The following is a 12,628-nucleotide window of genomic DNA, read 5'->3' on the forward strand; positions in this document are numbered from 1 at the left end:
TTTTCAGAAAAAAATCACAGCAAAAAAGGACAGAGCGCTCCCTTTTATCAAAAAGAAGTCTCTGTCCTTGCACCTGAAAGTTTACAGCACAACATCATTGTGCGTTTTCCCCTTTGGTGGTTTGCTAAAAATCGCTGCGCAAACACTCTCCAGAGTTGCGTCCGGTAAGAGTACTTTTGCCTGAGAGATTCACTGAACCAATTCAGCTTGCTCCTTCGGCGCCTGTCAGTGCAAAATAACCGCTAGGTCTCTCCCCATACCATCATCCGCTCATATTCTTCACCTTTATTGGACATACTATCAAAATGGGTGACTTATTCTCTAGATCACTTACCAACATCCTACCATTAGAAATGGATGAAGAGCAACAGAAAAATCATTAACATTTTTAAAATAATCATTCATTATCGTTCGCTTTTATTGATATATAACATCTTTTAAATCGCTATCAAAAAATGAAGCGTTTAAAAACAGAACGATTTTATCATCACTCTACCAGAAAGGCAGGCGGTCACATTGAATATTCAAACGATATTTGATCAAAAATGGGCAAGTGAATTTCAAAAGCGGCTTACAGCAGACGGTCCCTGGGCGAATTGGGATATGTACCGTTTAGCAGCACAGGTACAAAAAGTGACAGCCATTGATTCATTTGAAGGACTGCAAGCACCTGCGCACCTGCCTGCATTTACTCCTTTAAAACACCAGCTCGAAGTCGCTAGAAGAGTCGTAGAAGAGATGAATGGGAAAGCCATTTTAGCAGATGAAGTGGGTCTTGGAAAAACCGTTGAAGCAGGACTGATTATCAAAGAATACATGATTCGCGGACTTGCCAAAAAGATTCTCATTCTCGTACCCGCCTCCCTTGTGTCCCAATGGGTACAAGAACTGCGGACGAAATTTTACATAGATGCTGTCGAGCAAAAGAAGAGCTATGTGTGGGAGCAGTGCGATGTTGTGGTTTCCTCAATTGATACAGCCAAAAGACAGCCGCATCGAGACACGATCTTATCCATCTCCTACGATATGGTCATTATTGATGAAGCACACAAACTGAAAAACAATAAAACGAAAAACTATGAGTTTGTGAGAAATTTGAATAAAAAGTTCTGCCTACTGCTCACAGCCACACCTATCCAAAATCGGATAGGAGAAATTTTTAATCTCGTCTCGCTGTTGAAGCCAGGCCATTTAGGTAATGAAACACAATTTAAAGACCTCTTTGCCAAAAAAGATCTTCAACTTGAAGACCATGACCGGCTAAAACAGTTAGTCAATAAAGTCATGATTCGGAACCGGAGACAAGACACTGGCATCGAGTGGTCAAAGCGTCATGTGAAGACAATTTCTATTGATTTCTCCCCAACAGAACAAGCATTATATGATGAAATTTGTAAGTTAAAAGAAAACCCTTCCTATACGAAGCACATGTTTTCAATTATGACCTTAGAACGAGAATGCTGTTCGAGCCGTGAGGCCGTCTATATGACCATCAAAAAAATGCAAGAAGAGGAAAAACACATTCTAGGCGCTTCTGCTATGATGCAAATCATGGAGAAAATCAACCAGGTAGAACAAAATTCTAAAGCACTTGAAGTCGTTAAACTCATTCAGCAATTAAATGAAAAAGTCATTATTTTCACTGAATACCGTGCGACACAAATTTATTTACAATGGTTTCTCCAGCAAAACGGCATCAGTTCGGTCCCTTTTCGAGGCGGGTTTAAACGGAGTAAAAAAGACTGGATGAAAGATTTATTTAGAGAGCGGGCGCAAGTGCTCATCGCGACAGAAGCAGGCGGCGAGGGGATCAACCTTCAGTTTTGCAACCAAATCATCAACTACGACCTTCCGTGGAACCCAATGCGCTTGGAACAAAGAATTGGACGTATTCACCGGCTCGGTCAAGAGCGGGATGTCCACATTTACAATATGGCAACTAGCGGGACAGTCGAAGAACATATTTTAAAACTTTTATATGAAAAAATTCAGCTGTTTGAAAACGTCATTGGCGATCTAGATGATATTTTAACCCGAATTGATATCCAAGATGCTGAAACAGAATTGCATCAAATTCTCTTCCAGCACGAGTCTGACGTAGACATGAAAAAGAAATTAACCCAATTTGCTTCCTATTTAACAGAAGCACAAACACCACTTTTAGAAGAAAGACAGCAAGGTTCATAAAGGAGAGTTGACCAATGGAGCAGCGCGAGATTCACACATTTCTTCTCCGTTTCTTTCAGGCAAATCAATGCGACATACTTGAAGAAAGTGCAGGGCACATGACCGTACAGCTGACAATCGAAATGGATAAATTGATCATGAACCGCCCTTTTTATTGGCATTGGCTCGAAAAAACGGGAGGCGTACCTGAGCCGCGGCAATTGACTTTGATCACCGATCAAAAAAAAGCTGATGACTCGGTCGAAGGAGAATTTGTCCACTTCGGCTCCCCTCGTTTATTCCAAATATTCGAGGTTGTGAAACAGCAAGGCCGTTTTATTCGGCTGTACGAAAAAGTCAGACCGCTCACAAACAGCCAGATCGCACTGGAGCCGTGGCTTGGTCTCAATGTCAAAATATCCTATCTGGCAGACCGTAAAAAAGATAAACTGCTGTCTCTTGGACTTCATCTAATACGCGGAGAAGTCATCGAACAATTTCAAGAGAAGCTGGAAGCGCGTGAGCTATCGTCTCAAATTCCTGATTATTGCTTCACAATGAGTACGATGATTAAGCCAGAGAGCGGCGTCAAACGGCTTTACAGCCTGATGGAACGTTATGCCTATGAAGAGCCGGACGATTGGGCAGTAAGAGCTGTTCAAAAGTGGAAAGAAGACTCGGAACTTTTAAACCAATTTTATGAAGGGACTTCAGACACATCTGTAGAATATGAAATAGAAAGACAAGCACTTAAAACTTTATACGAACCAAAAATCAGTCTTACGATTGAAAATGGCGGACTTTTTTACTTACAGCAAAAAAGAGGAGGCTGACTTAGCATGTCTCCCTCCCTTTCATGTGATATCAAATTTTCGATCAATCAAAAGCAACGTTTGTCTGTTTGTATTGGGCGGAAACATGACGCAAGCAATCTATGAGGTCTTATCACCTGTGTTTTTCCATTTCATGCGTTAAGTGCCTGAAATACACGATTCAGTATTTTAGGAGGGTATTTGTATGGAAAAGAAAACGAAGTTATTAGACAGTGAATGGGTTCAATTATTACGCGAAGCGCGCAAAGCAGGACTAACAGTTGAAGAAGTCCGTCATTTTCTCAAATCACGCGAAAAGTCCTCTGAGTCTCCCCCTATGGCAAGAAGTCATTCTATCAAACCTTTCTGAATGTGCTATAATATCGAAAGGAAGGTGATGACATTGATTGGCCAGCGTATTAAACAATACCGCAATGAAAAAGGCTACTCACTATCAGAACTGGCCGAAAAGGCTGGGGTAGCGAAGTCTTATTTAAGTTCAATAGAAAGAAACTTGCAAACAAACCCCTCCATTCAATTTCTTGAAAAAGTCTCCGCTGTTCTGGACGTCTCGGTTCATACACTGTTAAACGAAAATGATGAAACCGAATACGATGGTCAATTAGATAGTGAATGGGAAAAACTAGTTCGAGATGCAATGACATCAGGGGTTTCGAAAAAGCAATTTCGTGAATTTTTAGATTATCAAATCTGGAAAAAAAAGCAAGAAGAGGAGTAATGCGCATATTTTAGCGCATACTCCTCCAATTGCTATGCAGATCTTGTTATCAGTCTAAAGACTGACTTTATTTTTTATCTTCGCTGTGTGCTTTTTCGTTTTCTTTCACGTAGCCTTTTTCATCCGTATGCTTTTTTGGATTGATCGTTAAACCATTCCACTGAGTCGCTTCGAAGGAAAGATCAACTTGAATCGCATCGCCTTGGTATTTATTTTGGATATAGTTACCCGCTTTATCCTTCGTCTGGTCATTGACAAATTCAATGATCATTTCCATTTTATCGTAATCAAACGGATTCTTTGGAATGCCGTCATACTCTGGAGCTGTTGATCCATCAACGGTGGCAACATTAATTTTACCACTTTCATGTAAAAACTTCTCATCGACGGCATGACGAAGCTTTTCAAATGCGGTCTGATCCTGCTTTGACGTTAATAGATGCAGGTCAAGCAGGTTTGCATGGTCTAAAATAATATTTTTCGGGTATCCATTCCCACCTTCGGCTCCAACCGTTAGAACACTCACCTGAAATTGGCTGAGGAATTCTTCAGCTGTATTCTTCCCGCCATTTTTCGCTGATGTTCCATCTTGAAACTGGCTATAATCAAGACTCATCAGGACTTGATTAATTGCAAGAGACCCTTTATTTTCAAAATTAAATTCCTTCTTTATACGGTCACCGGGTTTTATGTTCGCAAGGTTGATGGCGCCGGAATTCTCTTTTGCAGATAGATTCAGCTCTCCTGTAGAGTAGACCGCGTTTGCCGTCTCAACATCATTAAATGCAGCCCACGTTCCCCCTCCAATTAAAGCAAGACCTAATGCTCCTGATAAAACACCTAAACGAATTGATTTTTTCATTGCCATGATTGAACCCCCTAATAAATTGTTTTATTGAAACCTGATTTAGGTTACAAACGAAAATTTATGCTTGTTCCTCTGACATATGTAACTCAGCCGTATGTCTTCGATGTTTGGCAGCACCAACAAAATGAATGGTTGAATAAACAAGCAGCATCACCCCTGGAATAATGAGCAAAAGAGCGGTCCCAGCAGAAGTTCCTGCATACGAAAGAAGCTTTCCTGCATAAGGAATGTTCACGCCCGTATACTGCGCAGTCACTTGATTCGCTTTGACGAGCGTGCCGTCTTGATACATATTGTGGTCTCCTTTTGTCTCAAAGGCTTTATTTACTCCTTTTCCTTTCACCCCAACAATGCGGTGAGTCACAAAGGATTGGTCTTGCTTCGTTTGAAACGTAATAATATCCCCTTTTTTGAGTGTTTCAGGTGAGGTGACATGTTTCACGACAATCAATGAACCAGTCGAAAATTCAGGTTCCATTGATCCAGATAATACTTGCTTGAACTCATAACCAAAAATCTGAGGATCTCCTCCTGTTGTTCTTGATGACAACACGACAATAATACACACAATCATCATCGTGAAGACCAGCGCGTAAACAATACTCCCAGACATTTTCATCCACTTTTTCATACCTTTCTCCCCTTTACATATCATGTTTCATTCAAAAGACTAGTCCCCTTTAGGACACCTTTTCTTGACAATTCGAAAGCTGCATATGTTGAGACGTAAAGAATGGCTTTTCAGAACCACCAAACCCTTTAGGATAATAGATTTTAAACACATAGATTCCATTTGTTTTTGCTTTAACTGACGTGACAGTCGTCGTTTCTTCTGATGAGAGGGACTGTATAGCACCTTTTTCAATAACATGGCCATCTTGTAATGACATCTGAACACTCTCTACTTTATGTAGTTCCCACTTCCATTCAGAGTGCGCGATGGGTTGTCCAATATTTTTTAGTGACATGCTCAGCTTTTGAGGCGCACAGACTGTCCCCTCAATGATCGTTTGATCGATCAGTTTCAAATGGCTTCTATCCCATTTCTTCGGCTGGCAATGCTGATCTGTCTCTTCGAAATTTTCACATGTTTTCATGACAAAATTCGAATGCTCAACATCGTTAAAAGAAGCATTAGTAGACGTAATAAAAAAAGAAGTGAAAATCAAACAAATAGCACAAAATAGTACAAAGAGCGGCTGTTTCATTGAATCTTTCAACTCCTTGAACAATTGTTCTTTAAAAAGAACGATTACACTCAGTATAAGGAATTACCTATAAAATCCAAAACGTCAAATTAGTCCATTTTGTTCTTAAACAAGAACATTACCGAGAAAATTCTTCCATTTTCTCATTCTTTCGCCATATTCAATATTTTTTTCTGTGACATTTGTACTTCTTAAAAATTTACATAAAAGTGCAGGATTTGGTCAGGATAATAATTGGTGAGGTGATGTTAGTTGAATTATGGAAGAATCATGATCATGCTCAGTTTACTGTTAAGCCCTTTGATCCAAAGCGCCCATCTAGCGGAGGCAAAAGGAATCACTGCTGCCTCAGATCAATGGGAAACAAGGGCCGTCAAAGAAGCAAAAAAACGGTATCCATTAGCACATGTTTTATTCAAACAAAAAGTGTGGGACCGGCACCGGGAGAAAGAATCCGTGAAGCAATATCATATTACGTTGAAAGATCAGGCCAAAGAATTTGGGGTATATGTCACCATTTCCTATAACCCTTACTCGAACAAGGTCAATAAAGTCATTGTTGTCGAAGAATACAGCTAAAATGGCATTAAAAAAACCGCCTTCTGGCGGCTTTTTACTTTTGTCGATGACGTTGACGTTTTTTTAGCATCATTGAGAAGCCAAAAGGCAGAACACCGAATAAACGCTGAGAAAATGGTGGTTTTGTCTCCATTTTTTCCTGTTTATGTTCTTTCCGCTCGTCACGTGGTGTATTCATATATTTAATGATTTCCTGCGTCATATATTTTACATAATCATTTGTCTTCATCGAACACTCACCTCTTCTTCCTTAAAGTGTTACCAAGAAGAGTATCGTTTTATACACTCTCTAATGAGTGCTGATCCATTGATTGATTTCTCCTGTCTCTTTATTCAGCTCTAGTTCCCGCTCGTCAGTTACACCACCCTTTGTCTCGATGTTAACCAAGAGGCGGACTAGCTTTTTTCTGTCATCGCACCCAATTCGCTTCAACGTCACTCGACCTTCTTCTGTGACAATTGGGCTCAATGGCTGATTACAAATACGATTTAATTTGTTTGCAGCTTCATTTAGTCCCATTCGAAATAACTGCTGTTTTTGATAAAAAGAAATCGTGAGCTCTGCACTTTTCAACTCTTTTTGAAACCCAATGGTCATTGAGCCTAGAATCAATAAAAATAAAAGAATGACAGCAAATACGTGAGGATAAATAAACCCGTCTTCTCTTTTCACGTTTTAGGAATCACTCCTTTGTAAGTGAAAAAAACAGCTTCATGTACTTGACCAAATACATCTGTGACTTGGAGAGTGGTGGTTTGCTCTTTTGTTCTTACATGGAATTGTTTCACCTTTTGTAATAAAGGGAGATGGCCTGCCTGATCCGTTCGTTTACGAAGCATCTCTTGATACGGCTCAATCGTCACCACTCGCCCTTGACTTGAAATATACTCCAGAGCTGTTCCATTTTTCACCGCTCTTACAGCGACAGCACAATTTAGATCCTCCTCTAATTGCAGGACCGTTTGTTTCCACTCCACTTGCGAAAATTTGTTGATTTCTGCAAACGGATGAGCTTTTTCAACAATTGATAAAAGCAGCATGCAGCCAAAAGAAAGCAGCAAAAATAGCTGCAATTGCCATATTGCTTGAGCGAGTGTAAAGCCTTGTTCATCGCTCCAAATGTCGAAAGCAAATCGTCTTCTTTTTTTGTACTTTGTATGAAACACATCCCTTCTCCTGACCCCAAATGAATTCATATGTGATCTCGCCTCGTTTCTTTGTACTTGTTTTCTTTTGACCTTCTATAAAAGCTTTATTCATATACTCATGTAAAATTTGATAAGCTTCCAGTTTGCCTCTTAATTCTTCTTTCCCTATTGTCAGTTTTTCAAAGGATGGCACGAGCACAAGAGCAGCAAATAGAAATAGATGGCAAGAAAAGAGCATCTCAAACGTACTAAATCCTTTATTGTTTTTGAACATGAATCCGCCCGCTCCCTAAGTAAATCGTGAGTTTATATATTTGACTGCCAAATTGAACAATGAGAGAACCGCCGCTATTTGGATGTCCGTTTTTATTAAAGTGAAGGCCTTGTTGGAATGTAGAGTGCTTGATGGTACCTTTTTTGTGTGCATGAGAAACAATGATCTGCTTACTATTCCGCTCGATGACTTGATAAGATACATTGGTCGGGTGAAACTCAACAGTTACTCGTGTTTTTTTAATAAATGCAGTATAAGATGCCAATTGAAGATCTTGTTTTAGCAAGTTCACTTGCTTTTTTGCTTCAGCACTTTCTAATATTTTGGGAACTTTTCCACCTATTATCGATAATAAGATAGAGAAAATCATGACGATCAAGAGCTGCTCAATGAGTGTAAATCCTTTCTCCTGGAAAAGCGATTTATTCATTTTTCACATCCCCGTTTTGAAGGAAAATTGCCTTTCCATTCGGACAAGTTAATCCCTTTTTGACATAGCCTTCTTTTTCTAATTCAGCTAAAGATGGCGTCTTGCCATCATGCTCTAATTCATATGCCATTACCTGTGTACTCACCATTGATTTCAGCCCTTCACAGCCCTTTGCTTGAATGCTTTGATGATGCCGAGTGATATTTGGAATGGTAATCAATAAAAGAATGGAGATCACAAGCATGACAATTAACATTTCTAACAGGGTAAATCCTTTATCATTCATGCCTTAGCCCTCCTTTTCACACTTGTTCCATTAGTTGATACATTGGTAAGAGAATAGATAAATACACAATGAGTATAAGAAATGCTGTTAAGCCATAGATGACAGGCTGCAGCCATGAAACCCATTTTTCAATTTTCAATTCTGCATTCTCTAAAAGAAATTGACTATATGTGTACATTTCTCTTGCTAGCATTCCGCTTGCTTCCCCATGATTGATGACAGCTGCAAAATGCCTTTCGAAAAAAGGGGACCGGCTTATTTGATCTTCCATACTCTCACCCTTTCTTAACTCTCCTATCATTTGTTCAGACATTTCTTGAAGGAAGGGTAAATAGGTCTGCTGTTTAAAAGCTTGCAAACTTTCGTAAATTGATAACCCAGCTTGGAGAAGTCCACTTAGCTGAAGAGAAAAAAGATACGTATGCATCAGCTGTACCCCTTTAAATAACACTGGCAGCCTGCTGATGACTTTCAATTTCTCAAGGGTCGATTTTTTCTTAAAAAAGAGCTCATAATATCCAAAAAGACAGATACATATACAACCGATCATGAGCAGCAAAGCGTGTAGGAATTGGAAGAGGCCAAACATCCCTTGAATGAGCCATGACATGTTTGTATTCATAGATGAATATAATAAAGAAAATTGAGGGACGATCATTTGCTGAACAATGATGAGCACAACAAAAACCGTAAACATAAGAAAAATTGGATATCGTAACATACGCTTGAATGTGTCTACCTGCATGATTTTTTTCTCTAGAAAACGGGCGCTTTGTTCAAGAGCTCGCGCTAGGCTGCCATGTTTCTCTGAAAAACAAAGAATAGCGACGGCTTCCCGCTGAAAATGAAGTCGCTCAAGTACAACGTAAAAAGGCTCCCCTTCAAGCAGCCACTGAATGCCTGGCGTTAATCGCTGCTGCTGTTTTTTTGATAACTGAATATTCACCATCGTTAGTGCATCAACCAATGTATATCCGGCTTGAATCAATTGAGCCATTTTCGATAAGAATTCAGCTTGTTCTTTTTTAGACCAGGCTTTAGAGGCTCGCTTCTTCATAAACCCATCGATGATATGTGCTTTTTGATAAATAGCCGAGTGCCACTCCTTTCCGAATTAATCTTTGGAGTGTTTCGTATGACGAATGAGCGTATTCTCCTTTTGCCTCTTTGATACACTCACCAAGCTCCTTTCCGTAAAGCAATTCAAATACATTTGTTCGTCTGACTGGTCGATTTAGTTTGCAATAAAGCTCACACGTTTCGCCGCAAAATGGACATGCGAGTTCGATTAACCGCTGAGCAGCAATGGCAACCATTGTTTGTTCGAGTTCATTCATCGTCACACCAAATTCCAGCATTCGATAAAGAGCTCCTTTTGCATTTTTTGCATGCAGTGTGCTCATGACTAAATGACCTGTCAAAGCTGCTCTAATAGCTGTTCTGGCTGTTTCCGCATCTCTTATTTCTCCAAGCACAATCATATCTGGATCATGTCTTAAAATAGCGCGTAAACCTGCCGCATACGTGATACCAGCTTTTTCATTTACTTGAACCTGCAGCACTTCTTCATTTCTTGTTTCCACAGGATCTTCAAGGGTAATGATATTTCGATTAAAATGTTTTTTGGCAAACTGAATCAATGAATAAAGTGTTGTCGTTTTCCCTGAATTTGTTGGTCCAGTAAATAAAATGAGCCCATGCGAATGATTCAGAAACGATAATAATCTCGCTGAAGCCTTCGGGAACAGTGACAAATACTTTGTTTTCGGCACATGATCCTGCGGTAAAATCCGAATCACTAGACTTTCATCATTTACAGTCGGTAGTGTAGAGAGCCGAACAAACACTTGACCGCGTCTTAGCATCACAGCCAATGACCCATTTTGTGGTCTCCTTCTTTCACCAATATCCATAGAAGATAAAAATTTGAAATGAGCAATGAGCCGCTCTCCGCTCTTTTTGTCAATGATCCGCTGCTGAATGAGGTCAGCGTCTACACGAAAAGAGACTGAAGCTTCCTTTTCTCTCGGAACAATATGCACATCAGATGCTCTCATGCGGCATGCATCTTCTAGCAGCTCTTGTCCCAAATATTCAATACCATACAAGTGGTTCACTCCTTTCAGTGACCCCATTGTATGATGGCGGAACGTACCTGACAAAAGCGTATTTTATGATTTTCATGACTGAAAAGATGTGAAAATGTTCAATTTGAGGTGTATTTCATCTATAAATAACAGAAGCGCACATCAAAAAACTTGACTTTTACAACAACGGGTTTCGTTCAGAGGAGAAAATAAAAAAGAAGTGCTATTGGCACCTCTTTTTATGATCATTTCATTTGGTTCTTTCATTATGGGTGATCTGTTACAAGGAGGTGTCTCCAAATTTAATCCTCCTTAATAGGTTAATGATTTGAAGATAAAGAATATCCTTTCGTGTCTGATTTATGGATAAAAAAGAGACCAAATCTGTATGCGAATTGGTCATCTCATTCATATGCTCATTATATTGTATCTCCTTGTCAACGGACCCGTTACTTTTACTAGTAACATTTTTTGGTTCACGTTGCTTCTTGCTGTTCTTCAAAGATACGAAAGCCTCTTTTTTCTAAAGCTTTTGCAAGGCTGTGTTCAGTATTTACTTTTGAGAAATCAATGCCGAGTTTCACTACAGTTTGAGCGATTTCTGGGCGAATGCCTGATATAATCGTCTCAATTCCTAGCAACTTCGCACTATCAACCACTTTAAACAGCTGATAAGCAACCATCGTATCAACAACAGGAACGCCAGATATATCAATAAATAAATGGGTTAGACGCAGTCTAGATGCCTGTTCTAGTACTGATTCCAAAATGATTTTCGCCCTGTACGTATCAATTTCACCAATCAGCGGCAAAATACCGATCTCTTTTGAAACTGGAATAACAGGCGCACTAAGCTCTTGAATCATTTCTCTTTGTGCATTAAGCTGATTGATTGTCACGCGGTCATACTCTTCTGATAAACGTGCAATCATGTCATCAAATGTTGCGTGAAAATGCTGATTCCAATCGCACACATCTTTGAGTGTCACTTCAAGCTCTGTTTGTTGTGTAAAGGTCTCAATTCTGGAACAAAAAATGTGGCGGAACACCTTAAATTGTCCGATGATTTCATATAAAGGTACTTCATGAACAGCTCGATCGCGGGCAATATCAACTGACCACTTTTTTAGATGGTCTTCTACTTTATCTGATAGCGTGACTAACGTTGCTGCAATCGTTTGGATAAATGCTGTGTTTTGTTCTTTCAGCTTCTTTTCTGTCTCCTCTGAAGCATGTTTGGAATATAATGAGCCTTCTTCTGTTCTTGTTTTCAGCCATTCTTCGGTCATGACAGGGGCTTCTTTAAGAATAAATTCATATAATTGCTCAGATTTTTCATTTTTCATTTCTGTCGTTCGCTCCTTTTTCACTTACAACTAGTGACAACCAACTTTTTATGTATAAATGACCGCAGATGGTGAACAATAGCATTACACGTTTCATATTGGGCTATAGCCAAGTGGTAAGGCAATGGACTTTGACTCCGTGATCGTTGGTTCGAACCCAGCTAGCCCAGTTCAGCACAAAAACGAAGACGGCTGAAACATCATTCAGCTGATCTTCGTTTTTGATTAGGAAACCGATTGATGAATCGCTTTCTTTTTTGAAATTTTCATGAGTTCTCCTGGATTATAGCCGACCACTAATTTATTTCCATCAATGATAATAGGTCTCCGGAGCAGCTTTGGCTTTTCAATGAGAAGCTGAAGTACCTCATTTACTTTTAGATCATTAATATTTAAATTTAAGCTTTTAAAAGCTTGGCTTCGAGTAGCTAAAATTTCATCCATTCCTTCTGTTGTTAAGGAAAGGATTTTTTTCAATTCGTCTAGAGTTGGCGTTTCTCTGAAAAGGTGACGCTCTTTAAAATCAATTTGATTCGCCTTTAACCAATGTTTTGTTTTGCGGCAAGACGTGCAGCTTGGGTATGAATAAAAAGTAATGTCACTCATTAGTCTTCCTCCTTAGGTCGTTAACCTTTTCTCTTATGGACTAAGTACCCTCATAAATTTAGGCATAAACACTTTTTC

General features: G+C 39.5%; 18 protein-coding genes, 1 tRNA gene and 1 riboswitch. Of the genes, 6 read left to right on the forward strand and 13 right to left on the reverse strand.

The genetic code is table 11. From position 1 onward, the window contains the following. Positions 1-158: 158 nt before the first annotated feature. A riboswitch (glycine riboswitch) is annotated at positions 159-266 on the reverse strand. A 250-nt stretch (positions 267-516) separates the two neighbouring features. The 4 genes from LCD34_RS01930 to sinR all read left to right on the forward strand — a co-directional run bounded on the left by LCD34_RS01930 (position 517) and on the right by sinR (position 3,717). Next, complete coding sequence (locus tag LCD34_RS01930; protein WP_017357976.1) at positions 517-2,187, forward strand: DEAD/DEAH box helicase; 1,671 nt, start codon at positions 517-519, stop codon at positions 2,185-2,187. A 14-nt stretch (positions 2,188-2,201) separates the two neighbouring features. Further along, positions 2,202-2,999 (forward strand): YqhG family protein, encoded by a 798-nt coding sequence (locus LCD34_RS01935; RefSeq protein ID WP_048001388.1) that lies wholly within the window; start codon positions 2,202-2,204, stop codon positions 2,997-2,999. A 184-nt stretch (positions 3,000-3,183) separates the two neighbouring features. Continuing rightward, positions 3,184-3,348, forward strand: a complete 165-nt coding sequence (locus LCD34_RS01940) for an anti-repressor SinI family protein (protein WP_008342197.1) — start codon at positions 3,184-3,186, stop codon at positions 3,346-3,348. Positions 3,349-3,381: 33 nt separating this feature from the next. Beyond that, entirely contained in the window at positions 3,382-3,717 is a 336-nt protein-coding gene (sinR, locus tag LCD34_RS01945; protein ID WP_017357978.1) for a transcriptional regulator SinR, read from the forward strand. Between the two features lie 67 nt (positions 3,718-3,784). Here sinR and tasA read toward each other — a convergent pair whose 3' ends face one another. Genes tasA through tapA form a run of 3 tightly spaced genes read right to left on the reverse strand, consistent with a single transcriptional unit; the run spans position 3,785 to position 5,793 of the window. After that, positions 3,785-4,585, reverse strand: coding sequence for a biofilm matrix protein TasA (gene tasA, locus LCD34_RS01950; RefSeq protein WP_008342195.1), 801 nt, complete (start codon positions 4,583-4,585; stop codon positions 3,785-3,787). A 58-nt stretch (positions 4,586-4,643) separates the two neighbouring features. Further along, on the reverse strand, positions 4,644-5,216 hold the full coding sequence (gene sipW / locus LCD34_RS01955) for a signal peptidase I SipW (protein WP_165378917.1): 573 nt from the start codon (positions 5,214-5,216) through the stop codon (positions 4,644-4,646). Between the two features lie 49 nt (positions 5,217-5,265). After that, positions 5,266-5,793, reverse strand: coding sequence for an amyloid fiber anchoring/assembly protein TapA (tapA, locus tag LCD34_RS01960; protein WP_165378918.1), 528 nt, complete (start codon positions 5,791-5,793; stop codon positions 5,266-5,268). A gap of 270 nt (positions 5,794-6,063) precedes the next feature. Here tapA and LCD34_RS01965 point away from each other — a divergent pair, with 270 nt between their 5' ends. Beyond that, positions 6,064-6,372 (forward strand): DUF3889 domain-containing protein, encoded by a 309-nt coding sequence (locus tag LCD34_RS01965; protein WP_072367824.1) that lies wholly within the window; start codon positions 6,064-6,066, stop codon positions 6,370-6,372. Between the two features lie 34 nt (positions 6,373-6,406). Here LCD34_RS01965 and LCD34_RS01970 read toward each other — a convergent pair whose 3' ends face one another. The 9 genes from LCD34_RS01970 to LCD34_RS02010 form a co-directional block, all read right to left on the reverse strand. After that, positions 6,407-6,601 (reverse strand): YqzE family protein, encoded by a 195-nt coding sequence (locus tag LCD34_RS01970; RefSeq protein WP_008342191.1) that lies wholly within the window; start codon positions 6,599-6,601, stop codon positions 6,407-6,409. A 60-nt stretch (positions 6,602-6,661) separates the two neighbouring features. Further along, entirely contained in the window at positions 6,662-7,045 is a 384-nt protein-coding gene (locus LCD34_RS01975) for a competence type IV pilus minor pilin ComGG (protein ID WP_148780032.1), read from the reverse strand. Further along, entirely contained in the window at positions 7,042-7,539 is a 498-nt protein-coding gene (gene comGF / locus LCD34_RS01980; protein WP_224558451.1) for a competence type IV pilus minor pilin ComGF, read from the reverse strand. The genes LCD34_RS01975 and comGF overlap by 4 nt, the downstream gene beginning before the upstream one ends. Further along, positions 7,481-7,795 carry a competence type IV pilus minor pilin ComGE gene (gene comGE, locus LCD34_RS01985; RefSeq protein WP_058214150.1) on the reverse strand — a complete coding sequence of 105 codons (315 nt, stop codon included), beginning with the start codon at positions 7,793-7,795 and terminating at the stop codon, positions 7,481-7,483. Before comGE ends, comGF begins: the two co-directional genes overlap by 59 nt. Further along, positions 7,779-8,225: a competence type IV pilus minor pilin ComGD gene (gene comGD, locus LCD34_RS01990; RefSeq protein ID WP_224558452.1), complete on the reverse strand. Its 447-nt coding sequence runs from the start codon at positions 8,223-8,225 to the stop codon at positions 7,779-7,781. Before comGD ends, comGE begins: the two co-directional genes overlap by 17 nt. After that, positions 8,218-8,511: a competence type IV pilus major pilin ComGC gene (gene comGC / locus LCD34_RS01995; RefSeq protein WP_057079311.1), complete on the reverse strand. Its 294-nt coding sequence runs from the start codon at positions 8,509-8,511 to the stop codon at positions 8,218-8,220. The genes comGD and comGC overlap by 8 nt, the downstream gene beginning before the upstream one ends. Before the next feature lie 16 nt (positions 8,512-8,527). Then, complete coding sequence (gene comGB / locus LCD34_RS02000; RefSeq protein WP_212338164.1) at positions 8,528-9,568, reverse strand: competence type IV pilus assembly protein ComGB; 1,041 nt, start codon at positions 9,566-9,568, stop codon at positions 8,528-8,530. Further along, positions 9,549-10,619 (reverse strand): competence type IV pilus ATPase ComGA, encoded by a 1,071-nt coding sequence (gene comGA / locus LCD34_RS02005; protein WP_224558453.1) that lies wholly within the window; start codon positions 10,617-10,619, stop codon positions 9,549-9,551. Before comGA ends, comGB begins: the two co-directional genes overlap by 20 nt. A gap of 455 nt (positions 10,620-11,074) precedes the next feature. Next, positions 11,075-11,944 (reverse strand): STAS domain-containing protein, encoded by an 870-nt coding sequence (locus tag LCD34_RS02010; protein WP_007501231.1) that lies wholly within the window; start codon positions 11,942-11,944, stop codon positions 11,075-11,077. A 99-nt stretch (positions 11,945-12,043) separates the two neighbouring features. Here LCD34_RS02010 and LCD34_RS02015 point away from each other — a divergent pair. After that, positions 12,044-12,114, forward strand: a tRNA-Gln gene (locus LCD34_RS02015). 55 nt (positions 12,115-12,169) lie between these two features. On the opposite strand, the gene LCD34_RS02020 is transcribed toward LCD34_RS02015, so the two are convergent. Further along, complete coding sequence (locus LCD34_RS02020) at positions 12,170-12,550, reverse strand: Spx/MgsR family RNA polymerase-binding regulatory protein (RefSeq protein ID WP_007501232.1); 381 nt, start codon at positions 12,548-12,550, stop codon at positions 12,170-12,172. Positions 12,551-12,628: the final 78 nt, after the last annotated feature.

The organism is Bacillus sp. RAR_M1_44 (assembly GCF_020165935.1).
In the GTDB taxonomy this organism is placed as follows: domain Bacteria; phylum Bacillota; class Bacilli; order Bacillales; family Bacillaceae; genus Bacillus; species Bacillus altitudinis.